The following is a 22059-nucleotide window of genomic DNA, read 5'->3' on the forward strand; positions in this document are numbered from 1 at the left end:
ACCCTTGGCCGGTGCTCGTCGCTCTGCTCGTACTGGTCCCCGCCCTGTTCTTCGTCGTCGGCATGGTGCGCGACCGGCGCAGGCTGAGCAACGCCATCTGGCTCGGCATCACGCTGGTCCTGTCGTTGCTGCTGCTCGCGGAGGCAGGGCGGGACAACCCGGCGGTCAGCCTGCCGCTGCTGGTGGCGTTCGCGCTGGCCGTACTCGGCTTGTTGCTCCTGCCGCTCGCGTTGCTCGCGAACGGCGTGGTGATGATCCAGCGCGAGGGCCGGTCGCTGGGCAACCTGCTGTCGTTCCTCGCCGGCCTCGCGCTGTTCGGCGAGATGGTCTACTTCGCGTGGGGCATCACCCAGCCCAACGACTGGGTCCGCGGCATCGCCATCGGGCTGTTCCTCGTGTCGGCCTACGTCGCGTTCCTGTTCGTGAGCCTGCTGCTGTACTCGGTGCTCTACGGCCGCACCGGGCGGCGCAGCGGGTTCGACGGCATCGTCGTGCTCGGCGCCGGGCTGAACGGCTCGCGCGTGCCGCCGCTGCTGGCCAGCCGGCTCAACCGCGCGCTGCACCTCTACCTGCGGGAACGCTCGGCCGGACGGGAACCGGTGATCGTCGTGACCGGCGGCAGGGGCGCCGACGAGGAGGTCTCCGAGGCCCTCGCGATGAAGCGGTACCTGGTGGAGCGCGAGGTGCCGGAGACCGACATCGTGCTGGAGGACCAGGCGGCCACGACCGACGAGAACCTGCGCTACAGCAAGGAGCTGCTGGTCGAGCGCGGGCTCACGGGGCAGGTCGTCGCCGTGACGAACAACTACCACGTGTTCCGCACCGCCGTGCTGTCGCGCTCGCACGGGTTGCGGATGCAGGTGATCGGCGCGCCGACGGCCTGGTACTTCGTGCCGAGCGCGTTCATCCGGGAGTTCGTGGCGCTGCTGGCGCAGAACCCGCGCGTGCACGCGTTGGCGGGCGCGGTGCTGATGGCGGGCGGGCTCGCGCTGACGCAGATCGGCTAGCCACCGCAACCCCGCATGGCGGCCCTGCGCCCGGTTGGTGGTGCCGCGGTAGCACCGCTCAGCCGCACGGAACGCCGGTCACCGGGGTCGTCGCCCCGGCGCCCGGCATCCGTTTCTAACGGTCCCCTCCGGCGTCCGGCCGCATGGTCACCGGAGCGACCTCCGGCGGCATCGTGGCCTGGACCCGCTCCGGCGGCATCGTGGCGTGCGCCTGCTCCGGCGGCATCGTCGGTGCCAGCCGGTACTCGACGCCGTCCGCCGACGTCGAGCCCGCCCCGTCGTCCGCCGCGGCGGCCGCGCCCACCCCCAGTACGAGCGCGGCCGCCGCGAGCACGAGAGCCCCCATTGCTGTCCTCCCCGGCATTGCCTCCCCCTTTCGGTTGATGCGGCCAGCATGCCGGGCCCGGTTTGCGAGATCTTGGAATGCGCAGCTCAGACGCGTTCGAAGCGCATGACCCAGTTCTCCTCCCAGGTGTCGCCGCCGTCGTGCGAGAACGACTGCCGCCACACCGGCCGCTCACCCGCCGTCCAGTCGAACCGCAGCTTCACGGCCTGCCCGCCGACCACGTCGTCACCGAGGAACACGCCGTGCCCGTCGGTGAAGCCGCCCTCCAGCGGCGGGTCGAGGTGGCCGGGAGCGCGGGTGGAGGCCCACCAGATCCGCCACACCCGCCGCGCGGGGTCGTACTGGCGCAGCGTGAAGCCCTCCCAGTCGTCGGCGTGGAGGCTGTCGACGTTCGCCGCGCCGCCGAGGACCGGCCTGACCTCGGCTTTCGACGAGAACTCCACCCAGTCGCGGCCGCGGCCCGCGATGTCGGCGATCTTGCGGTTGGTCACGTGCCAGCGCCCGTGCAGGAAGTCGAAGTCGTGCTCGCTCATGGGCGGGACGCTAACCGGACAACCCTGACAAACGTTGTCAGTGACCGGGCTGTTGACGAAAAGGTCTGGACCATTTTACGGTTTACCCAGGGGCCGCCGCCCTAGCCAGGAGGTCGTTCCCTTGCGCCTGCTCGCCAGAGTGGTCCCGGTGCTAGCCCTGTTAGCCGGGACCCTGATCGCAGTGACGAACGTGCCCAGCGCCGCCGCGGCCCACGAGGACTGCCGGCCGGACGGGCTGTACAAGACGCCGGGTGTCGACGTGCCCTACTGCACCGTCTACGACACCGCCGGCCGCGAGAACATGGGACCCGACAAGTCCCGCCGGGTGATCGGGTACTTCACCAGCTGGCGCACCGGCAAGAACGGCCAGCCGGGGTACCTCGCCAAGGACGTGCCCTGGTCGAAGGTCACCCACCTCAACTACGCGTTCGCGCACATCGACGCGCAGAACAAGATCTCCGTGGGTGCTCCCGACGCGAACAACTCGTCGATCGGCATGGAGTGGCCGGGCGTCGCGGGTGCCGAGATGGACCCGTCGCTGCCCTACAAGGGTCACTTCAACCAGCTCACGAAGTTCAAGAAGCAGTACCCGAACGTCAAGACGCTGATCTCGATCGGCGGCTGGGCGGAGACCGGTGGCTTCTTCAACGCCGACGGCACCCGCAACGCCTCGGGCGGGTTCTACAAGCTCGGCCAGTCGCAGGCGGCCATCGACACGTTCGCCGACAGCGTGGTCGGGTTCCTGCGCCAGTACGGGTTCAACGGCGCGGACATCGACTACGAGTACGCGACGTCGAACAACCACGCCGGCAACCCGGACGACTTCTGGATCTCCAACGCCAACCGCGGCACGCTGTGGGCCGGCTACCAGGCGATCATGAAGACCCTGCGCGAGAAGCTGGACCGCGCCGGTGCCGCCGACGGCAAGCACTACCTGCTGACCGCCGCCGTGCCCGCGTCGGGCTGGCTGCTGCGCGGCCAGGAGGCCTACCAGGTGGTCAAGTACCTCGACTACCTCAACATGATGAGCTACGACCTGCACGGCTCCTGGAACCACTTCGTCGGCCCGAACGCGGCGCTCTACGACGACGGCAAGGACGCCGAGCTCGCGGCCGGCGGCGTGTACACGGCGCCGCAGTACGAGGGCATGGGCTACCTCAACACCGACTGGGCCTACCACTACTACCGCGGTGCCATGCAGGCCGGCCGGATCAACGTCGGCGTGCCGTTCTACTCCCGCGGCTGGCAGGGCGTCACCGGTGGCACGAACGGGTTGTGGGGCCGCGCGGCCCTGCCCAACCAGTCGCAGTGCCCGCCCGGCACCGGCACCTCGGTCGGCTCGACCACGCCGTGCGGCAACGGCGCGACCGGTGTCGACAACCTCTGGCACGACGTCACCGCCGGTGGCGCGGAGGTGCCGTCGGGCGTGAACCCGTTGTGGCACACGAAGAACCTGGAGAACAAGATCACCGGGTCGTACTCGGCGCAGTACGGCCTCGACCCGGTCAACGACCCGGCCGACCGGATCACCGGCACCTACTCGCCGTTCTACGACACCACGATGCAGTCACCGTGGCTGTGGAACAACGACAAGAAGGTGTTCCTCTCCACCGAGAACGAGCAGTCGATCGCGGCCAAGGCCAAGTACGTGCGCGACAAGGGCCTCGGCGGCATCATGATCTGGGAGCTCGCCGGCGACTACGGCTATGACGCGGTGAAGAAGGAGTACTTCATCGGCGACACGCTGCTGTCGACCATCAGCTCCGGCCTCAACGGCGCCGCGCCCTACGGTGCGGCGAAGGCCACGACCCAGCAGTCGCAGGTGCTCGCGGTCGACGTGGACGTCTACGGCTTCGCGCTGGGCGACAACAACTACCCGATCAACCCGAAGATCAAGTTCACGAACCGCTCGAACGTCACCGTCCCCGGTGGCACGAAGATCGCGTTCGACTACGGCACCAGCGCGCCCGGCAGCATGGCCGACCAGTCCGGGTTCGGGCTCAAGGTCGTGTCGAAGGGGCACAGCGGGTCCAACGTCGGCGGCCTGAAGGGCGACTTCCAGAAGGCGGAGCTCACGCTGCCGTCGTGGCAGTCGCTCGCGCCGGGCGGGTCGATCGAGCTGACGGTCAGCTACCAGCTGCCGATCTCGACGCCGTCGAACTTCGTGTTCACGTTCGGCGGCCAGTCCTACGCGATCTCGGCCGACCACCCGCGCATCGGCGGTGGCACCCCGCCGACCTCCACCACCACGACGACCACGACCACGTCGAACCCGCCGGTGTGCGCGGTGCCGGCGTGGGAGCGGTCGAAGGTCTACAACGGTGGCAACGACGTCTCGCACAACGGCCGCAAGTGGCGGGCCCAGTGGTGGACGCAGGGCGACGAGCCCGGCACCACCGGTCAGTGGGGCGTCTGGCGCGACCAGGGCGCCTGCTAACCGGTTCGCGCTGATCAGTCAGCGAACTGTCAGGCGCGGGTCTTAGGCTGGTCACCGTGACCGCCTCCGACCCGCGCCTTGCGGAGCTCGTGCTGCTCCGCAAGGTCCGCGACCGCATCGACCGCGAGTACCGCCAGCCGCTCGACGTGGCGGCGCTGGCCCGCGGCGTGCACCTGTCCGCGGGCCACCTCTCGCGGGCGTTCCGCGCGGCGTTCGGCGAGTCGCCCTACAGCTACCTGATGACCCGCCGCATCGAACGGGCGATGGCGTTGCTGCGGCGTGGCGACATGTCCGTCACCGAGGTGTGCTTCGAGGTCGGCTGCACGTCGCTCGGCACGTTCAGCACCCGGTTCTCCGAGCTGGTGGGCATGTCGCCGAGCCAGTACCGCAAGGTCGCCGCCACCGACGGCCAGGGCATCCCGCACTGCCTGGCCAAGGCCGTGATGCGGCCGATCAGGAATCGAGAAGCGGCCACCGGTCCGTCCGATTAGGTTGACCGCCATGTCAGTCATCATCGCCGCCGCGTTCCTGCCGACCGACGACCCGGAGAAGTCCCTCGGCTTCTTCCGCGACGCGCTCGGGTTCGAGGTCCGCCAGGACGTCGGTCAGGGCACCATGCGCTGGATCACCGTGGGACCGCCGGACCAGCCGCAGACCGGCATCGTGCTGCACCCACCCGCCGTCGACCCCGGCGTGAGCGACGAGGAACGCCGCACGATCGCCGTCCTCATGGCCAAGGGCGTCTACACGGCGCTGTCGCTGGCCACCAAGGACCTGCAGGGCACGTTCGACCGGGCCAGGGCCTGGGTCGAGTCGACCGGGGCGGGCGAGGTGCTGCAGGAGCCGGAGGACCAGCCGTGGGGCGTGCGGGACTGCGCGTTCCGCGACCCGGCCGGCAACCTGGTGCGCGTCAACCAGCTGTGAAGGTGGCGCCGAGCGCCGTTGGTGAGGAAACCGGCGAGCCGGTCGGCGATGCCGGGCGGGCCGTACAGCGGGACCGGGTCGCGGTCGACGTCGGCGTACAGCAGGGCGTAGCAGGCGGTGAGCAGGTCGGCGCAGTGGTCGGCGTGCAGGTGGGAGATCCAGATCGCGTCCAGCCCGGCCAGGCTCGTGTGGCGTTGCAGCGGGCCGAGGGTGCCGGTGCCCGCGTCCATCCACACGCGAGTGTCGCCGTGGGACACCAGGTAGCCGGAGCACGGGTTGTCCGCGCTCGGGTACGGCGTCGCGCTGCCGAGCACGGTCAGGTCCAGCCCCGTGGTCGTCACGCTACTGGCCGCTCGACGCAGGGCGCCCCCGACGGCGGTGGCCGTCGGGGGCGGGGGAGGGAGCGCCGTCAGAGCTGCTGCCAGAGGGCAGGGGTGTTCGGCGGCTCCCAGCCGGGAAGGGACGTGTGGGACTGCAACGCGCGGTAGGACGTGCCGTCGTAGGTGACCTCGGCACCGCTGGCGTAGTTGGTGTACGCGGCCCAGGTGCCGCCACCGCCGGGCGGGGTGGTCGTGGTGGTGGTCGGCTGGGTGGTCGGGCTGCCCGAGGTCACCAGGCGCAGACCGTAGGCCTGCAGGATCTCGGTCACCGGCTGGAAGTAGATGGTGCCGCCGGACCGGCAGTCGCCGGACCCGCCGGAGGTCACGCCCTGGGCCTGGTCGCCGGTCAGCCACGAGCCGCCGGAGTCGCCGGGCTCAGCGCAGGCGTTGGTGCGGGTCAGGCCGGTGATGGTGCCCTCGGCGTAGGTGACGGAGGCGTTCTTCTGCTGGATGGTGCCGCAGTGCCAGCCGGTGGTGGAGCCGGAGCGGCAGACCGAGGCGCCGACGGGGGCTTCCTGGGAGCCTGCGACCGGGACGGTGCCGGGGTAGCGGTTGACCAGGCCGCGCGGGGTGTTGCCCGCGTCGGCGCGGACCCAGGCGTAGTCGTTGCCGGGGAAGCTGCTGCCCTGGATGGTGCCGCCGGGGTTGGAGGTGCGCCCGCCCGCGGAGCCGCAGTGGCCCGCGGTGACGAAGCCGCCCTCGACGGCGAAGCCGATGGAGCAGCGGCCGCCGCCCGGGATGGTGTAGGCGTTGCCGCCGATGATGTCGATCAGCGGCCGCGGGTTCTCGGTGCTGGCCTCGACGGCGACGATGTCACCGGGCAGACCGGCCTCCGCCGCCCACGCCCTGGCCTGCGCCTCACCGCCGGAGCGGGCGAGCACGGTGACCTTGTTGGTGCGCACGTCGACGTACCAGCCGGGGACGGCGCCGGGCGCGGTGGTGGCCTTGGCGTCCAGCCTGGTCTTCGCGCTGTCCAGAGCGGACGCGCTGTGCCTCGCCGTGGTGGCGACGGCGCCGCGCGAGCGGACCGCGTTCGTCAGCGCCGGGTCGGTGACCGCGACGGTGAGGGTGCGGCCGGTGCCGTCCAGCCACGACCCGGCGTACGCGGAGCCGAGCTGCGACTTCAGCGTGGCGTCGGTCTGGCCGGCGACCTTCTCGGCGTCGAGGCGCTCGCGCGCCTGCTCAGGGGAGATGTTCAGGTCACGGGCCATCGCGGCCAGCATGGCCGGGTCGGTCGTGCCGGCCGCGGTGGCGCTGGTCGTCAGCGCCACCGCGGCGGCCAGTCCGGCCGCCGTGACCGCCGCTGTGGCGGCGGCGATGAGCTTGCGGTTCATGTCCGCTCCTAGCGTGCAGGGTGATTGCCGTCAAACCCTAGGACGAGGTCCAGACCAATAGGTACATACCAATTGGCCATAAGAACGGACCGCTGTCGGCCCGGTGCCGGCCTCGTGCGGCCGAGGTCGCCGGGCCCTGACCCGAGCTGTCCGGTGCGGGCGCGGCCCTGGTGGGAACGCCTTGCGCGTGCGGCGGAAAGATAGGGTCGGCTGGTGCAAGAGCCCGAGTGGATGCAATGGCGGCGGCCCGGTCCCACGCCGGCCCAGCGGCGGTGGGACGTCGGTGTCGCCGTGCTCGTGCTGCTGGCCGGGGTGGAGTTCACCGTGCTGGTGGACAGCATCGGCGGGTACGCGTTCCCCGATCCGCCCGAGATGCGCGAGCACCTCGCCTGGACGGTCGCGCTCTCGATCCCGCTGGTCGTGCGCCGTCGCTACCCGCTGGCGGTCATGCTCGTCGTGTCGGCGTTGTTCATCGCCGCGCAGGCGAACAGGTCGGGCGACTCGCTGGTGCCGTCGGCGGTCCTCTTCCTCGCGATCTTCACGGTCGGCGCGTGGGAGCGGAACCGGTTGCTGGCGCGGTGGTCGCGGATCGGCGTCATCGTCGCGATGTTCCTGTGGCTCGGCTTCAACCTCGTGAAGTTCCTGCTCGGGCCGGACGTGCCACCCGACCTGCTGCGCGGGGCGATGGACCCGGTGCTCGCCCGCGTCCTCTACGGACTCGAGTTCAACATCTTCTTCTTCGTCCTCGCCTACGCGGTCGGGGAGATGGCGTGGACGGCGGCACGGCGGCAGGCGCAGCTGGAGTTCCAGGCCGACGAGCTGCGGCGCTCGCAGGAGCGCAACGTGCGCGGCGCGATCGCGGCGGAACGCATGCGCATCGCCCGCGACCTGCACGACGTCGTCGCCCACCACGTGTCGGTCATGGGCATCCAGGCCGGTGCCGCGCGGCGCGTGCTGGACTCGGACCCGGCGCTGGCGCGGGACGCGTTGCAGACGGTGGAGAAGACCGCGCGGACCGCGATCAGCGAGCTGCGCGGGCTGCTGGGTGTGCTGCGGGCCGACGCGGAGCAGGACTTCCAGGCCGCGCCGGGGCTCGACGACCTGCCGGAACTGCTGGAGACCGCCCGTTCGGCGGGCCTGGAGGTCTCGCACGGTGTCTACGGCACCCCGCGCGACGTTCCTCCCGCCGTCGCCGTCTCGGCGTACCGGGTGGTGCAGGAGGCGTTGACGAACGTGGTGAAGCACGCCGGGGCCGGCCACGTCGACGTGCGCATGCGGTACCTCGACACCGCTCTGGAGCTGGAGGTGGCCGACGACGGCCGCGGCCGGTCGTCTGGCGAGGGCGGCTTCGGGCTCGTCGGCATGCGTGAACGCGTTGCGGTGCACGGCGGAACACTCGAAGCGGGGCCACGGCGCTCGTCGGGTTACCTTGTGCGCGCATCGCTGCCGACGGAGGAGAACGCGTGAGCCTGCGGGTCGTGCTGGCCGACGACCAGGACCTGGTGCGTGCCGGGTTCCGGGTCATCCTCGGGACCGAGCCGGGCATCGAGGTGGTCGGCGAGGCCGGCGACGGCGCGACGGCCGTGGAACTGGTCGCGGCGCTGCGGCCGGACGTGGTGCTGATGGACGTGCAGATGCCGCGGATGGACGGCCTGGAGGCCACCCGGCAGATCCTGTCGGCCGGTGGCGGCACCCGCGTGGTCATCCTGACGACGTTCGACCGCGAGGACTACCTGTTCGAGGCCCTGCGGGCGGGCGCGAGCGGGTTCCTGCTGAAGAACGCCTCACCGGAGGACCTGGTCGAGTCGGTGCGCGTGGTGGCACGCGGCGACGCGCTGCTCTCGCCGGAGGTGACCCGCCGGGTGATCGCCCGGTTCAGCGCGCCGCGGCAGCCGTCGCGCACCCGGCCGCCGGAGCTGACCGACCGCGAGTACGAGGTGCTCGTCGAGCTCGCGAAGGGCACGTCAAACGCGGAGATCGCCGCCGCGCTGCACCTGGGGGAGACGACGGTGAAGACGCACGTGTCCCGCGTGCTGTCGAAGCTGGGGCTGCGCGACCGGACGCACGCGGTCGTGTTCGCCTACGAGCAGGGGATCGTCACGCCCGGCGGGTGACCAGCGTCGTGGTCCGGTCGCCGCCTGCTACGCGGGTCCGTGGTCACGAACAGCCTCGATGCAAACGAGTTCGTCAACGCATCGGTTGACGACTTGCCCCGTCAACGGATACGTTGACGGAGTGATCGAGGGAACCGAGTCGTTTCACGCGCTGAGGATGATGCCCTGGGCCCGCGAGGCCGTGGACCAGGCCGAACGGGTGCTCATCGAGTCCATCATGGACAGCGGGTACACCTGGGAGCAGCTGGGCGCGGTCTACGGGCAGCGCTCCAAGCAGGCCATGCAGCAGCACTACAAACGCCGCGGCGGTGAACGGAGCTGGGGTGCCCGCAAGGGCAGGCAGAAGGCGGACGTCGAGGACGTGCGCAAGGCGGTCACGGGCCTGCTGCTCAGCTTCCGCGCCACCGACGAGGCGCTGACCCGCACGATGCGTGACGCGTCGTGGAACGACCGCGACCCGCACGACGAGATCCAGCGGCGCCGGTCGTGGGTCGAGCGGCTCAACGACAGCATGGACGAGCTGCACGACCACATCAACAACCGCATGGGCCACGTCCCGCGCTGGGACGTCCCGCTGGTGCCGGGTGATCGCACACGGCTGCACGACGACCACGCCGAGATCGACCGCGCGGAGGCGGGTGGCATGCGGGTGGAGACCGAGCGCGCGTTGCGGCGGTTGCAGCGGCACCGCGACGTCGTCGACGCGACGATCGAGGAGCTGCGGCGCCGCCACGCGGAGCTCGGCTGACGCCGGTCCGGCGCTTGACACGCCGTGGTGATGAACGCCATCGAACGTTGTCAACCAAGACTCAACATTGTCAAGACGGCCGCGGCCCGTCATCCTCATCGCCAGAACTTCTGCGGCAACACGAACGACGGCGTGGATCGGGTGGCATGAACTCAACAGGAACGAACAGCGCGGCTGAGGCTTTCCGGCGGCTGCACGACACCGCGCCCGTCGGCGTGTGGTCGGCGCCCGGCCGGGTGAACCTCATCGGCGAGCACACCGACTACAACGACGGGTTCGTGCTGCCGTTCGCCATCCCGCAGCGGACGTGGGTGGCCGCGGCGTCGCGCGAGGACGGCGTGCTGACGCTGGCGACCGTCGAGGGCGACCGGACGGTGACGGCCGAGCCGTTGGACGTCAGCGAGGTCGAGCCGGGCGGCGTGACGGGGTGGGCGGCTTACCCCGCCGGTGTCGCGTGGGTGTTGCGGCAGCAGGGGATCACCGGCGGGGCCGCTCTCGTGATCACCGGCGACGTGCCGCGCGGGGCCGGGTTGTCGTCGTCGCACTCGCTGGAGGTGGCGAGTGCGCTGGCGTTGCTGGGGTTGAGCGGGCGGAACGCGTCCCGGAGCGACGTCGCCAAGTGGGTGCAGGTGGCGGAGAACGACTTCGTGGGCGCCCCGACGGGGCTGCTCGACCAGACGGCGTCGTTGTGCTGCACGGACGCCCACGTGCTGTTCCTGGACGTGCGGTCGGGACAGCAGGAGCAGGTGCCGTTCGACGCCGCGCGGCACGGCCTGGAGGTCCTCGTGATCGACACGCGGGTGAGCCACTCGCTGGTCGAGTCCGGCTACGGCGAGCGGCGCAGGGGCTGCGAGGAGGCGGCGCGGCTGCTCGGCCTGCCGTCGTTGCGCGACGCGGAGACCTGGGACGGGCTGCCCGCGCACCTGCAACCGCTGGTGCGGCACGTGATCACCGAGAACCGCCGCGTCCAGGACACCGTGGAGCTGCTCAGGCAGGACCGGTACGAGGAGATCGGGCCGTTGCTGAGCGCGTCGCACGCGAGCCTGCGCGACGACTACCGGGTGTCCTGTGCGGAGCTGGACGTGGCCGCCGCGACCGCCGAGGAGGCGGGTGCGCTGGGAGCGCGGATGATCGGTGGCGGGTTCGGCGGGTCGGCGATCGCGCTGGTGCCGCGGGAGGTGCGCGGCGAGGTCGAGCGGCGGGTCGCGGAAGCGTTCGCGGAGAACGGGTTCACGGCGCCCCGCACGTTCGTCGCGGTGCCGTCGGCCGGTGCGGGGCGTGATCTCTGAGGACCGGGTGGGCACGGCGGCTCCTCCGCGAGGATGATGCCGCGCGGCGGACGCGATCTTGATCCGGACCGCATAGCGTCTGCGCCATGTTGACGGTGACGGGGATCAGCCGGAGCTTCGGCGACCACCGGGTGCTCGACGACGTGAGCTTCGACGTGCGGCCTGGGCGCATGACGGGGTTCCTGGGCGCCAACGGGTCCGGCAAGACGACGACGATGCGGATCGTGCTGGGGGTGCTGGCCGCGCACGGGGGCGCGGTGAGCTGGCGGGGGAAGCCGATCACGCCGCAGGACCGGCCGCGGTTCGGGTACATGCCGGAGGAACGCGGGCTGTACCCGAAGATGAAGGTGCGCGAGCAGATCACGTGGCTGGGGCGGTTGCACGGGATCGACCGGGAGACCGCGCAGCGCAACACCGACGAGCTGCTCGCGGACCTGGAGCTCGCCGACCGCGCGAACGACCGGCTGGAGCAGCTGTCGCTGGGCAACCAGCAGCGGGTGCAGATCGCGGCGGCGCTGGTGCACGAGCCGGACGTGCTCATCCTGGACGAGCCGTTCTCCGGGCTCGACCCGATCGCGGTGGACACCGTCCTCGACGTGCTGCGCAAGCGGGCGGCGGACGGGGTGCCGGTGCTGTTCTCCAGCCACCAGCTCGCGATCGTGGAACGGTTGTGCGACGACGTCGTGATCATCTCCAAAGGACGGATCGCGGCCAAGGGGTCGCGTGAGGAACTGCGGCAACGGCACGCGAACGACCGGTACGAGGTCGTCGTCGGCACCGACGCGGGGTGGGTGCGGGACGTGCCGGGCGCGACGGTCGTGGAGCTGGACGGGCCGCGCGTGGTGTTCGAGGGGGCGTCGCGCGCGGTGCTCGAACAGGCCCTGCAACGCGGTGAGGTGCGGTCGTTCGCACCGGTCGTGCCCACGCTGGACGAGATCTTCAAGGAGGTGAGCTGACGTGGCGCAGTCGTTCACGAAGGCGACGTGGCTGGTCGCCGAGCGGGAGATGAAGACGTTCGTCAGCACCAAGGGGTTCTGGATCGGGTTCCTCGCGACGGTCGCCGGGCTGTTCGCGCTCACCGTGCTGCCGGCCGTGTTCGGCGGCGACGACCCGAAGGTCGCGGTCGTCGGGTCCGCGGCGCAGGTGGTGCAGGGCAAGGCGCTCGACGTGCGCGAGGTCGCCGACGTGCGGGCCGCGCAGGACCTCGTCCGCGCGGACGAGGTCGAGGCGGCGATCGTGCCGGACGGCTCCGGCATCAAGGTGCTGGCGCTCAACGACCCGCCGACCGACGTGATCTCGCAGCTCGTGGCGGCACCGCCGGTGGAGCTGTTGGACCCGTCGGCGGTGAGCTCCGACCAGCGGTTCGTCGTGGTGCTCGTGTTCGGGCTGGTGTTCCTCATGTTCGGCATGGGCGGTGCGGCGATCGCGCAGAGCACGGTCACGGAGAAGCAGACCAGGATCGTGGAGATCCTGGTGTCGACGGTGCCGGTCAGGGCGCTGCTCGCGGGCAAGATCGTCGGGCACGTGATCCTGACCATGGGTCAGGTGGTGGTGCTCGCCCTCACCGCGCCGATCGCGCTGCGGGTGGCGGGCCAGCAGGAGTTGCTGGCGGTCGTGGCACCGGCGCTGGGGTGGTTCGTGCCGTTCCTGTGCCTCGGGTTCGTGCTGGTGTCGTCGCTGTGGGCGGTCGCGGGCGCGCTGGTCAGCCGCCAGGAGGACCTCGGCTCGACCATGGGCCTGGTGATGCTCGCGGTGATGGGCCCGTACTTCGGCGTGCAGTTCTTCTTCGACAACCCGGCGGTGCTCGGCGTGATGTCGTTCGTGCCGTTCACGGCGGCGGTCGCGATGCCGGTGCGGATGTTCGCCCAGCAGGCGGCCCCGTGGGAGGCGTTGCTGTCGCTCGGGATCCTCGCGGCCACGGTCGTGGTGATCCTGCTGGTCGCGTCCCGGCTCTACACCGGCTCGCTGCTGCAGACCGGGGGACGGGTCAAGCTGGCCCGTGCGTGGGCGCCCGCCGAGTAGGCCACACTGGGCGGCATGGTCGCTGATCCGATTCGCCTCGCCGTCGTCGGCCTGGGTGCGATGGGCACCCGGATGCTGACGGCGGCGCTGGCACATCCCGCCTTCACCGTGGTCGCCGGCGTGGACGTCGTGCCGCGCGAGGTGGACGTCCCGGTCGTCACCTCGCTGGACGACGTGCTGTCCGATGTGGACGCCGTCTACCTCGCCACGCCGCCCGCCGTGCACGCCGGGCAGGCGATCAGGGCGCTCACCGCGGGCAAGGCGGTGTTCTGCGAGAAGCCGCTCGCCGTCGACCTCGGCGAGGCACGCGCGATGGCCGAGGCGGCGGCCGGACGGCCCAACGCGGTCAACTTCGCGTTGTCGGACATGGCCGCCACGCTGGAGATCGAGCGGCAGCTGCCCGAGCTCGGCGAGCTGCGCGGGGTCGAGGTGCGGCTGCAGTTCCCGAAGTGGCCGCGCGAGTTCCAGAAGGACGCCCTCTGGCTGGCGCAGGCGGAGCAGGGCGGCTTCGTGCGGGAGGTGTTGTCGCACTTCGTCTACCTCACCGACCGCATGCTCGGACCGCTGACGGTCGAGTCGGTGTCGGCGGACTTCCCGGCGCCCGGTGCCGCCGAGGTCGCGGCGCGCGGGGTGCTGCGCGGTGGTGGCGTGCCGGTGCACGTGTCGGCGTTCTCCGGGCTCGCCGGGCCCGAGGTCTACGAGTGGACGGTCTGGGGCACGCGGAGGTCGTTGCGGCTCAGCCAGTGGGCGCGGCTGTCCACTTCGGACGGTGGGCCGTGGCAGCCGGTCGAGCTCGGCGCCGGCGGCTCCGACTCCGCGCGGCTCGGGCTCTTCGCACAGGCCGTGCGCGGTGAGCACCCGCGTGACCTGGCGGACTTCGCGAGCGGCCTGCGCGTCGCCGAGGTGGTCGAGGCCTTCCTGCGGTAATTGCGTTGCCGCGTGCCCGGCGGCCCACCAGGATCGGCGGGGTGAAGCTGCTGTTCGTCACCCTCTTCGGCCACGGCCACCTCACCCCGACGTTGCCGCTGGTCGAGGAGGTGACCCGGCGCGGCCACGAGGTCTGGTACGCGACCGCCGCCGAGCACGCCGACGCGGTCACGGCGGCGGGCGCGCGCTGGCTGGAACTGCCCGCGCTGCCGCCGTTCCAGCCGAAGACCGCGAACCCGGTCGACGAGTGGTTCCCGCACTACTTCGCCGCGATGGCCGCGATCCACCCGGTGCTGCTCGACCACTGCCGCCGCGACCGGCCCGACGTGGTCTGCTACGACGCCACGAACTGGCCCGCACGGGTGGTGGCACGGCAGCTGGACATCCCGGCGGTGCGGACCGTGCCGCACTTCGTGTCCAACGAGCACTTCCGGCTGATGGACCCCGCGATCGCCTGGGCGGTCGAGGAACCGTGCGCGCGGTTCGCGGCGGAGCAGGGCGTCGAGCTCGACGTGACGAGCACGCTGGACGCGCCGGAGGAGTGCAGCATCGTGCTGGTGCCACGGGAGTTCCAGCCGGCCGGGGACACCTTCGACGAAACCTGCCACTTCGTCGGCCCGCTGCTGGGCCGCCGCCTGGACGAGCGGTGGTCGCCGCGTCACGACCTGCCGCTGCTCTACGTCTCGCTCGGCTCGCTGCTCAGCGACGAGGACTTCTACCGCGCGTGTGTCGAGCAGTTCGGCGACGGCGCGTGGCAGGTCGCGTTGAGCGCCCGCGCCGACCTCGGACCGCTGCCGGACACGATCGACGTGCGCCCGTGGTTCCCGCAGCCCGCGGTCCTCCGGCACGCGGCCGTGTTCGTCACGCACGGCGGCATGAACTCCACGATGGAGGCCCTGCACGCCGGTGTGCCGCTGGTGGTCGTCCCGCAGACGCCCGAGCAGGTGAGCAACGCCGACCACCTCACCGCGCTGGGACTGGGCGAGCGCGTGCGCGACCTCGCGGAGCTGCGCGCGGTGGTCGACCGGGTCGCGGCCAGCGACCGCATCCGGGGCAACGTCGACCGGATGCGGGCCGCTGTCCGCGGTGGCGGCGGCGTGGAGCGCGCCGCCGACCTCGTGCTCAGCCGAGCACCTCGCGGAGCTTGACCGCGAACTCCTCCGGCTTGCCCGCGTAGCCGAACTCACCGCCCATGAAGCCTCCGTGGTGGCTCGGGAACACGACCGCCTCCTGGCCGAGCAACCGTGCGGTGTGGATGGCCGTGCGCGCGGTGAAGGCGTTGCCGGTCTCCTCGCCGACCGCGATCACGACACGGGTCGGCGCGGCCTTGAGGTCGTCGACGCGCGGGTAGTAGTCGGTGATCGCCAGTGACGACGTGCCGAGCAACGGGTCGTCGCGCTTGCCGTCGTCCTCGGCCGGCATGCCGAACTGGGCCGGGTCCGGTGCGGGCAGCGCGAAGTACTCGTCGGTGTACTCGCCCTGCCACGAGCTCATCTGGATGAACGCCGCCATGCCCGCGCCGCCGCCCTTGGCCTGGTAGATCGCCATGAACCCGTCACGCGCGCGCCGGGTCGCGGCCGCGTCGGGCAGCACGTCGATGATCGGCGGCTCGTGGGCGACGAGCGTGACCACGTCGTCCGGATAGGACGCGACGAGCTCCAGCGCCGTGACCGCGCCACCGCTGGAGGCGAACAGGTCGACCGGCCCGCCGACGGCCTGCATGACCGCGTGCACGTCCGCCGCCTGCGTTTCGGGCGTGTTGTCGGTGCGGCCGTCCGAGCGCGTGCTGCGGCCGAGACCGCGCGGGTCGTAGGTGATCACCTTGCGGTCGGGGAACTGCGCGCGCAACGCCGTGAAGCCGCTGGCGTCCATCGGCTGCCCGATCATCATCAACGGCCGGCCGCCCTCGCCCTCCACGTCGTAGGCGATGGCGGCGCCGCCGGTGTCCAGGATGTGAGTTGTCATGATCATCTCCCCAGTGGATTGATGGCGTGAGCAGCGTAGTCACAGACGTGAACTCCGCTGGGCTGACAAGCCGATCGACCTGGGCGGATTCCGCTGATATCAAAGATCGCATGACCCGAACAGCAGTGGTGACCGGCGGCGGCACCGGCATCGGCAGGGCGGTTGCGGCGCGGCTCGTGGAGCAGGGCCTCGACGTCGTGGTCACCGGCCGCCGCGAGGACGTGCTCAAGGCCGCGGCCGACGAGATCGGTGCGCGCGCGGTGGTGTTCGACGCCGCCGACCCCGACGCCGTCCAGAACGCGCTCGACGACCTTCCGTCCCAGGTGGACGTACTGGTCAACAACGCGGGCGGCAACATGACCCGCCGCCTGCCCGCACCGCAGAACCTGGCCGACGTGCGCGACCTGTGGATCGCCAACTACGAGTCCAACGTCATCAGCGCCGTGCTCGTCACGACCGCACTCGAACCGCGGCTGGCCGACAACGCCCGCGTGGTCACGATCGGTTCCATCGCGGGCCGGCGCGGCTCCGGTGCCTACGGCGCGGCGAAGTCGGCGGTCGAGGCGTGGACGGCGGACCTGGCGTTCGCGCTGGGAGGGCGCGGGATCACGGTCAACGTGGTGTCACCCGGCGTCATCGAGGACACCGAGTTCTTCGGCGGCACGCTGTCGGAGGAGCGCCGCAAGAAGCTGGTCGGCAACCCCGCCAACGGCCGTGCGGGCACCCCCGCCGACGTGGCCGCCGCGGTGACGTTCCTGACGAGCCCCGAGGCCGGGCACGTCACCGCCCAGGTCATCGGTGTGAACGGCGGAGCCGGGCTCGGACGCTGAACCCGATCACCGCCACCAGCACGACGAGCAGCGCGACCCAGGAGAACCCGGCGAGGTAGCGCTCGGCCGCCTCGCCGACGAAGTAGACCGCCGCCGTCGTGCCGCCGGCCCACGCGATGCCGCCCAGAGCGTTGGCCAGCAGGAACTTCCCGTAGTGCATGCCCATCGTGGCCGCGAGCGGACCGGACAGGATCCGCAGCAACGCCACGAACCGGCCGAAGAACACCGCCCAGGCGCCGTACCGCTCGAACAGCGCCTGGGCGCGGCCGACCTTCCCCGCGTCGAAGTGCCGGGGGAACTTCGCCCCGGCCCAGGCGAAGATGCGCGGCCCGAACCGCTTGCCCAGCGCGTAGCCGACGCTGTCACCGATGATCGCGCCCGCCGACGCGCACACACCGACGAGCACCGGGTTGACGCCGTCGTGGTGCGAGGCCAGCAACGCGGCCGTGACGAGCACGATCTCGCCGGGCAGCGGGATGCCGACGCTCTCCAGGCCGACGACCAGGCCCACGACGAGGTAGACCAGCAGCGGCGGGACCGTCTGAAGCCAGTGGGACAGCACGCCCGCGATCTTCCCCCGGCACGCCGGGATCGGCCACGCGTGCCGGTGCGGCGGTCTGCTAGACGTGATCGTCTCGATACGATGCCGATCATCGGAACGAGGGGGCGTTGTGACGAGCCAGTTCGGCTTACTGCTGCGGCAATGGCGGCAGCGGGCGGGATTGAGCCAGGAGGCGCTCGCACAGCGTGCGGCCGTCGGCATCCGCACGGTGCGAGGGCTGGAGACGGGGGAGCGCACCGACCCGCGGATGGGCACGGTGCGGTCGCTGGCCGACGCGCTGGAGCTGACCGGCGCCGAGCGGGCGGAGCTGTTCAGCGCCGCGGGGCGGTCGGAACCCGTGGTCGCGGACGTCGTGCGGCCGTTCGACCCGCTGGCCGAGGCCGTCGCGGCGTTGAAGACCGCCGTCGAGGGCCGCTGGCGGCGTGAAGAGGAACAGCGCCAGGTCCACGACCCGGTGCCGTTGCCGGTGCGGTGGACGGCGGCACCGCCCGCGTTGACCGACAGCTGGCTGAACATCGGCGGCGAGGTGGCGCTCGACGGGCGGCTGGACCAGGTCGTCGAGGTCTACCGGCGGGTCGGGTCGCGGCGGCTGGTCGTGCTGGGCAGGGCCGGATCCGGCAAGACGGTCCTGACCACGCGGTTCGTGCTGGACCTGCTGGCCGAGCAGAGCGACCCGGTGCCGGTGATCTTCAGCCTCGGCGCGTGGAACCCGCGCCGGACGGGCTTGCGGGACTGGCTGGCCGAGCAGCTCGAACGCGACCACCCCTTCCTGTCCGGTCCCGGGCCCGGCGGCGGGACGCTGGCCTCGGCACTGGTCGACGCCCAGCGGGTGCTGCCGGTGCTCGACGGGTTCGACGAGCTCGCGCACGGGCTGCACCGGCCGGCGCTGGTCGCGTTGAACACCACAACGCTGCCGCTGGTGCTGACCAGCCGGGTGGACGAGTACCGCGACGCCGTGTCCGGCACCGACGTGCTGACCTCGGCCGCGGCGGTCGTGCTGGCGGAGCTGTCGCCCGACGACGTCGCGCAGTACCTACCGCGCACGACCAGGCGGGCCGGTGCGTGGGACCCCGTGCTCGCCGCGGTCGCCGCGGGCGGGCCGCTGGCCGAGGTGCTGAGCACGCCGCTGATGGTGGCGCTGGCCCGCCGGATCCACAGCGACACACCGGACCACCCGCCGGCCGAGCTGCTGGCGTTCGACTCGGCCGACGCCGTCGAGCGGCACCTGCTCGGCAGCTTCGTGCCCGCCGTCTACGAGGAACGGGCCGACGCCCAGCGCTGGCTCGGGTACCTGGCCGACCACCTGACCCGGCTCGGCACCCACGACCTCGCCTGGTGGCAGCTCGGCACGTCGGCGCGGCGCGGTGCCGCGGTGATCGGGCTGGGCGTGGGGGTCGCCGTCGGCGGCGCCGACATGCTGATCGAGGCACTGCTGATCCGGACCGTGAACATCAGGCTGGTGCTGTTCGGGACCATGATCGCGCTGGTCACGGGCGTGCTGTTCGGGTTGGTGCACCGCCGGGTCGCGCCGCTGCTGCCGGTGCGCACGCGGCTGCGGTTGCGTGGCCGGTTCGGGCCGCACGTGTGGTCGCGGTTCCTGCTCGGGCTGTGCTTCGGCGGGTTGATCGGTGCCGGGTACGGGCTGGTGCGCGCGTTGGCGTGGTGGTGGGTGAACCCGGACTACCGGCTGTCGGGCGGGGTGCTGGTCGACAGCGGGGTGTTCGCGGTGGTGTTCGGCGTGGGGGCGGGTCTGGTGTTCGGGCTGGTCGCCGCCGTGGAGGCACCGCTGGACGTGCGCGCGGCCGGGTCGCCGTTCGGGCTGCTGCGGGCGAACCGGTCCGCGGTGCTCGCGATGGTCGTCGTGGGCGTGCCGGTGTTCGCGGTGTTCGTCGCCTTCGGGACCGGGGTGCTGGCGCTGTCGGTGATCGGCCCGGCCGGGTTCGCGGTCGCGTGGAGCCCGGTGACCGGTCTCGCGGTCGGGCTCGTCGGCGGGGTCGGCGGCGGCCTGGCCTACGTGCTGAGCCTGACCGCGTGGGGCCAGTGGCTCGTGTTCGCCCGCGTGTGGCTGCCGCTGACCGGACGGCTGCCGTGGGCGCTGCCGGCGTTCCTCGGCGACGCCTACCGGCGTGGCGTGCTGCGCCGCGCGGGGGCGGTCTACCAGTTCCGGCACGCCCGGCTGCAGGAGCACCTCGCGGCCGGTTACCGGCATTCGCGCTGATCAGACCGACCGGCCACAAGTGGCCGGTCGGCTGGCCTGTCCCTCGTCCCGTCCGGCTGTGATCGTGTGCCGGGCCGGACGAGGGAGGGGAACTCAGGGGTGTCAGGCAACGATTCGCCGAGCGCGGTGAACTGGGAGGCGTACAGCCACTCGGAGCTGCACCAGATGCTGTGGCAGGACGCCGATGTCGGGTCCGTGAGCAAGGTGGCCGACGAGTGGACCGCGCACCGCGCCGCTCTGGCCACGCACGCGGAGGTGCTGAGGGAGCAGCGGGCGGCGCTGCTCGGGGACTGGCAGGGGGTGGCCGCGGAGGAGGCCGCCGCGCGGCTGGGGGCGCTGGCCGACCGGATCGAGAAGATCGGCGCACTGGCGGAGGCCGGGCAGCGGGCGGCGCAGGACGCGGCGGACGCGCTGGCCGCGGCACGGGCCGCGATGCCACCGCCTCCCGCCGTGCCGCCGGTGGGGGACGGGATGACGGCCGCGCCGGGCACCGCCGGTCCGGCGGGCTTCGGGGCGGGGCCGGCCGTGCCGGGTCTGCCGCGCGTGCCGGACGCCGGTCCGGGTGCTCCGGGCGTGCCACCCGTGCCGGACGCGGTCGGTTCGGCGGGATTTGCGGCCGGTCCGGGTGCGCTGGGTCTGCCGCGTGTCCCCGATGCGGTCGGTCCGGCGGGATTTGCGGCCGGTCCGGGTGCTCCCGGTCTGTCGCGCGTGCCGGATGCGGTCGGTCCCGCGGGGTTCGGTGGGGGACCAGCAGCGCTGGGCCTGCCGCCCGCGCCGGACGCGTTCCGGCCCGCGGGGTTCAGCCTGCCGTCGGCGCCCGCGTTCAGCCCGGCCCCGTTCAGCCTGCCGTCGGCGCCGAGCTTCGCGCCGCAGCTGCCGCAACCGGTCAGCCCGGGCTCCACCGGCATCAGCTTCTTCTTCACCGTCGGGTCGGCCGACCAGCAGAAGGCGCAGGCCGTCCGCGCGATGCAGACCTACGAGTCGAGCCTCAACGGCAGCAGCCGCCTGATCGACGACGCCCGTGGCGCGGTGCCGCAGCCCGCCACCACCACGTCGGTGCCGCCGCCACCGCGCGCCAGCCAGAAGGCGCCGACCGGGGTGCCGTGGCAGCGCCTGACCGGCGGCGGTGGTGGTGGAAGCGCGGTGCGGGCCGGGGTCGTGAGTGCTCCGGTGCCAGCGGTCGCGAACGGGCCCGCCCCGCTCGCTCCCGGGATGCGGGCCGGTGTCGTGCTCGGCGCGACGGGCGGTCCCGCCGGACTCACCGGGTCGATCGGTGAGGCGAACGCACGGGGCCAGGCGCAGAACGGCGCGATGGCGCCGCCGCCGAGCGGGGCGCGCGGGGACGACGAGCAGGAGCACCAGAACCAGATGCCCACGCTGGACCACGGGTTGTTCGAGCTGGACGAGCGGGCGTGCCCGCCGGTGATCGGGGTGGAGGCGTGAACGGGTACGAGGTGGCGCCGGAGTCGCTGGCCGACCGGGTCAGGACGCTGACGCGGCTCGCGGAGCTGACGGGTCAGCTGGTCGCGACGGCGAGCCGCCTGGCGGAGAGGGAGCCGCCGCTGGGCACGGCGCCGCCGGCGAGGGAGCTGGCGCGGCGGCTGACGGCGGCGGCCGGGCAGACGGGGCTCGCCGGTGAGGTGGGCGCGGCCGAGCGGGAGGTGCGCGAGTTCGAACGCATGCTCGCCGCGATCAGGACCACCTACGTCGACGCCGACGAGCGACCGGTGGCGGAGGAGCGGGCGTGACGGCGGTCGAGTGCGAGGTGGCGTTCGACCTCGTGGAGATGGACCTGCTCGCGACGCACGCCGGGGTGCGGTGGCCGTTCCCGTTGCGGGTGCCGTCGTTCGGGCGGCTGGAGAGCGAACGCGTCGAGCTCCTCGCGGAAGCGGCACGGGGGTTGCAGGCGCGTGGCCTGGCCACCGCCCACGGACCGGCGGGCCTCGCGCAGGACCTGGTCGACGCGCTGCGCGAGTACCGGGCCGCGGTCGACCTGGTGGTCGTCGGCGCCGGGACGACGGGTGCCGTCGCGCTGGTGCACGGCCACCGCGCCGCGGTGTGCCGCCAGGAGCTGAGCAGCAGCACGGTCAGGGCGGCGGTCGTGGACGCGGCGGAGCTGAGCGACGAGCTCGCGGCGCTGGTTCCGCACGTGCGGGCGGCGCAGACGATGCCGCTCACCGTGGCGCCGGGGCGGGAACGCGACGGGCTCGCCGGGCTCTTCCCCGCGCCGGGGCAGGGCCAGGCCGGGGCGGTGAGCAGGGGTGGGACCCGGATCGCGGAAGTGTCCTGGTTGGACAGTGCGAGGGGCAGGGTGCGGGTGGACGTGGGCGCCGACGGCTGGCTCAGCGTCAACCCGATGAGGCACAACGAGGTCGTCCGCGCGATCGGTGAGATCGCGGCGGTCGCCAGGACGTAGGAGGGGG

At 72.3% G+C, this 22059-nt stretch carries 22 protein-coding genes and 1 pseudogene; 17 read left to right on the forward strand and 6 right to left on the reverse strand.

Annotated elements, in window-relative coordinates:
* The first annotated feature begins 11 nt into the window (after nucleotides 1-11).
* Nucleotides 12-1007 (forward strand): YdcF family protein, encoded by a 996-nt coding sequence (locus ADL03_RS30910; protein WP_053737115.1) that lies wholly within the window; start codon nucleotides 12-14, stop codon nucleotides 1005-1007.
* A gap of 115 nt (nucleotides 1008-1122) precedes the next feature.
* Here ADL03_RS30910 and ADL03_RS47560 read toward each other — a convergent pair whose 3' ends face one another.
* Together ADL03_RS47560 and ADL03_RS30920 are read right to left on the reverse strand one after the other, a co-directional pair.
* Nucleotides 1123-1353, reverse strand: coding sequence for a hypothetical protein (locus tag ADL03_RS47560; protein WP_053737116.1), 231 nt, complete (start codon nucleotides 1351-1353; stop codon nucleotides 1123-1125).
* Nucleotides 1354-1439: 86 nt separating this feature from the next.
* Complete coding sequence (locus ADL03_RS30920) at nucleotides 1440-1886, reverse strand: hypothetical protein (protein ID WP_053737117.1); 447 nt, start codon at nucleotides 1884-1886, stop codon at nucleotides 1440-1442.
* A 181-nt stretch (nucleotides 1887-2067) separates the two neighbouring features.
* Here ADL03_RS30920 and ADL03_RS30925 point away from each other — a divergent pair, with 181 nt between their 5' ends.
* Genes ADL03_RS30925 through ADL03_RS30935 form a run of 3 tightly spaced genes read left to right on the forward strand, consistent with a single transcriptional unit; the run spans nucleotide 2068 to nucleotide 5247 of the window.
* A complete protein-coding gene (locus ADL03_RS30925; protein WP_197288789.1) occupies nucleotides 2068-4323 on the forward strand; it encodes a glycosyl hydrolase family 18 protein in 2256 nt (751 codons plus the stop codon).
* Nucleotides 4324-4379: 56 nt separating this feature from the next.
* A complete protein-coding gene (locus ADL03_RS30930; protein WP_369809040.1) occupies nucleotides 4380-4814 on the forward strand; it encodes a helix-turn-helix transcriptional regulator in 435 nt (144 codons plus the stop codon).
* Between the two features lie 10 nt (nucleotides 4815-4824).
* Complete coding sequence (locus ADL03_RS30935) at nucleotides 4825-5247, forward strand: VOC family protein (protein WP_053737156.1); 423 nt, start codon at nucleotides 4825-4827, stop codon at nucleotides 5245-5247.
* A gap of 32 nt (nucleotides 5248-5279) precedes the next feature.
* On the opposite strand, the pseudogene ADL03_RS50555 reads toward ADL03_RS30935, so the two are convergent.
* Both ADL03_RS50555 and ADL03_RS30940 read right to left on the reverse strand, forming a co-directional pair.
* Nucleotides 5280-5588: pseudogene (locus ADL03_RS50555) on the reverse strand (MBL fold metallo-hydrolase); the annotation flags it as partial.
* Nucleotides 5589-5656: 68 nt separating this feature from the next.
* Nucleotides 5657-6961: an alpha-lytic protease prodomain-containing protein gene (locus tag ADL03_RS30940; protein ID WP_053737120.1), complete on the reverse strand. Its 1305-nt coding sequence runs from the start codon at nucleotides 6959-6961 to the stop codon at nucleotides 5657-5659.
* A gap of 213 nt (nucleotides 6962-7174) precedes the next feature.
* On the opposite strand from ADL03_RS30940, the gene ADL03_RS30945 reads away from it, so the two are divergent.
* From ADL03_RS30945 to ADL03_RS30980, 8 genes are all read left to right on the forward strand, one after another.
* Nucleotides 7175-8428, forward strand: coding sequence for a sensor histidine kinase (locus tag ADL03_RS30945; protein WP_197288790.1), 1254 nt, complete (start codon nucleotides 7175-7177; stop codon nucleotides 8426-8428).
* The gene (locus tag ADL03_RS30950) at nucleotides 8425-9075 is read left to right on the forward strand and encodes a response regulator transcription factor (RefSeq protein ID WP_197288791.1); all 651 of its coding nucleotides are present in this window, start codon (nucleotides 8425-8427) and stop codon (nucleotides 9073-9075) included. Before ADL03_RS30945 ends, ADL03_RS30950 begins: the two co-directional genes overlap by 4 nt.
* A 121-nt stretch (nucleotides 9076-9196) precedes the next feature.
* Nucleotides 9197-9823 carry a hypothetical protein gene (locus tag ADL03_RS30955; RefSeq protein ID WP_053737123.1) on the forward strand — a complete coding sequence of 209 codons (627 nt, stop codon included), beginning with the start codon at nucleotides 9197-9199 and terminating at the stop codon, nucleotides 9821-9823.
* A 146-nt stretch (nucleotides 9824-9969) separates the two neighbouring features.
* On the forward strand, nucleotides 9970-11112 hold the full coding sequence (galK, locus tag ADL03_RS30960) for a galactokinase (RefSeq protein WP_053737124.1): 1143 nt from the start codon (nucleotides 9970-9972) through the stop codon (nucleotides 11110-11112).
* 86 nt (nucleotides 11113-11198) lie between these two features.
* The gene (locus ADL03_RS30965; RefSeq protein ID WP_053737125.1) at nucleotides 11199-12068 is read left to right on the forward strand and encodes an ABC transporter ATP-binding protein; all 870 of its coding nucleotides are present in this window, start codon (nucleotides 11199-11201) and stop codon (nucleotides 12066-12068) included.
* A gap of 1 nt (nucleotide 12069) precedes the next feature.
* Nucleotides 12070-13134 (forward strand): ABC transporter permease, encoded by a 1065-nt coding sequence (locus ADL03_RS30970; RefSeq protein WP_053737126.1) that lies wholly within the window; start codon nucleotides 12070-12072, stop codon nucleotides 13132-13134.
* A gap of 15 nt (nucleotides 13135-13149) precedes the next feature.
* Nucleotides 13150-14061, forward strand: a complete 912-nt coding sequence (locus tag ADL03_RS30975) for a Gfo/Idh/MocA family protein (protein ID WP_053737127.1) — start codon at nucleotides 13150-13152, stop codon at nucleotides 14059-14061.
* Between the two features lie 41 nt (nucleotides 14062-14102).
* Nucleotides 14103-15209, forward strand: a complete 1107-nt coding sequence (locus tag ADL03_RS30980; protein WP_053737128.1) for a macrolide family glycosyltransferase — start codon at nucleotides 14103-14105, stop codon at nucleotides 15207-15209.
* Here the strand turns inward: ADL03_RS30980 and ADL03_RS30985 are convergent.
* Nucleotides 15184-16026 carry an alpha/beta fold hydrolase gene (locus ADL03_RS30985; protein ID WP_053737129.1) on the reverse strand — a complete coding sequence of 281 codons (843 nt, stop codon included), beginning with the start codon at nucleotides 16024-16026 and terminating at the stop codon, nucleotides 15184-15186. The two genes, ADL03_RS30980 and ADL03_RS30985, sit on opposite strands and share 26 nt — an antisense overlap.
* Nucleotides 16027-16136: 110 nt before the next feature.
* Between ADL03_RS30985 and ADL03_RS30990 the strand changes: the two genes are divergently transcribed.
* A complete protein-coding gene (locus ADL03_RS30990) occupies nucleotides 16137-16856 on the forward strand; it encodes an SDR family NAD(P)-dependent oxidoreductase (RefSeq protein ID WP_053737130.1) in 720 nt (239 codons plus the stop codon).
* On the opposite strand, the gene ADL03_RS30995 is transcribed toward ADL03_RS30990, so the two are convergent.
* Nucleotides 16819-17415, reverse strand: a complete 597-nt coding sequence (locus ADL03_RS30995; RefSeq protein WP_369809041.1) for a DedA family protein — start codon at nucleotides 17413-17415, stop codon at nucleotides 16819-16821. The genes ADL03_RS30990 and ADL03_RS30995 overlap by 38 nt on opposite strands.
* Before the next feature lie 112 nt (nucleotides 17416-17527).
* Between ADL03_RS30995 and ADL03_RS31000 the strand changes: the two genes are divergently transcribed.
* From ADL03_RS31000 to ADL03_RS31015, 4 genes are all read left to right on the forward strand, one after another.
* A complete protein-coding gene (locus tag ADL03_RS31000; RefSeq protein ID WP_053737132.1) occupies nucleotides 17528-19636 on the forward strand; it encodes an NACHT domain-containing NTPase in 2109 nt (702 codons plus the stop codon).
* Nucleotides 19637-19735: 99 nt separating this feature from the next.
* Nucleotides 19736-21079, forward strand: coding sequence for a hypothetical protein (locus ADL03_RS48885; protein WP_197288792.1), 1344 nt, complete (start codon nucleotides 19736-19738; stop codon nucleotides 21077-21079).
* Nucleotides 21076-21384: a hypothetical protein gene (locus ADL03_RS31010; protein WP_053737133.1), complete on the forward strand. Its 309-nt coding sequence runs from the start codon at nucleotides 21076-21078 to the stop codon at nucleotides 21382-21384. The genes ADL03_RS48885 and ADL03_RS31010 overlap by 4 nt, the downstream gene beginning before the upstream one ends.
* Nucleotides 21381-22052: an ESX secretion-associated protein EspG gene (locus ADL03_RS31015; protein ID WP_053737134.1), complete on the forward strand. Its 672-nt coding sequence runs from the start codon at nucleotides 21381-21383 to the stop codon at nucleotides 22050-22052. The genes ADL03_RS31010 and ADL03_RS31015 overlap by 4 nt, the downstream gene beginning before the upstream one ends.
* Nucleotides 22053-22059 lie beyond the last annotated feature (7 nt).

It is taken from the genome of Nocardia sp. NRRL S-836 (genome assembly GCF_001279525.1).
GTDB lineage: Bacteria > Actinomycetota > Actinomycetes > Mycobacteriales > Pseudonocardiaceae > Lentzea.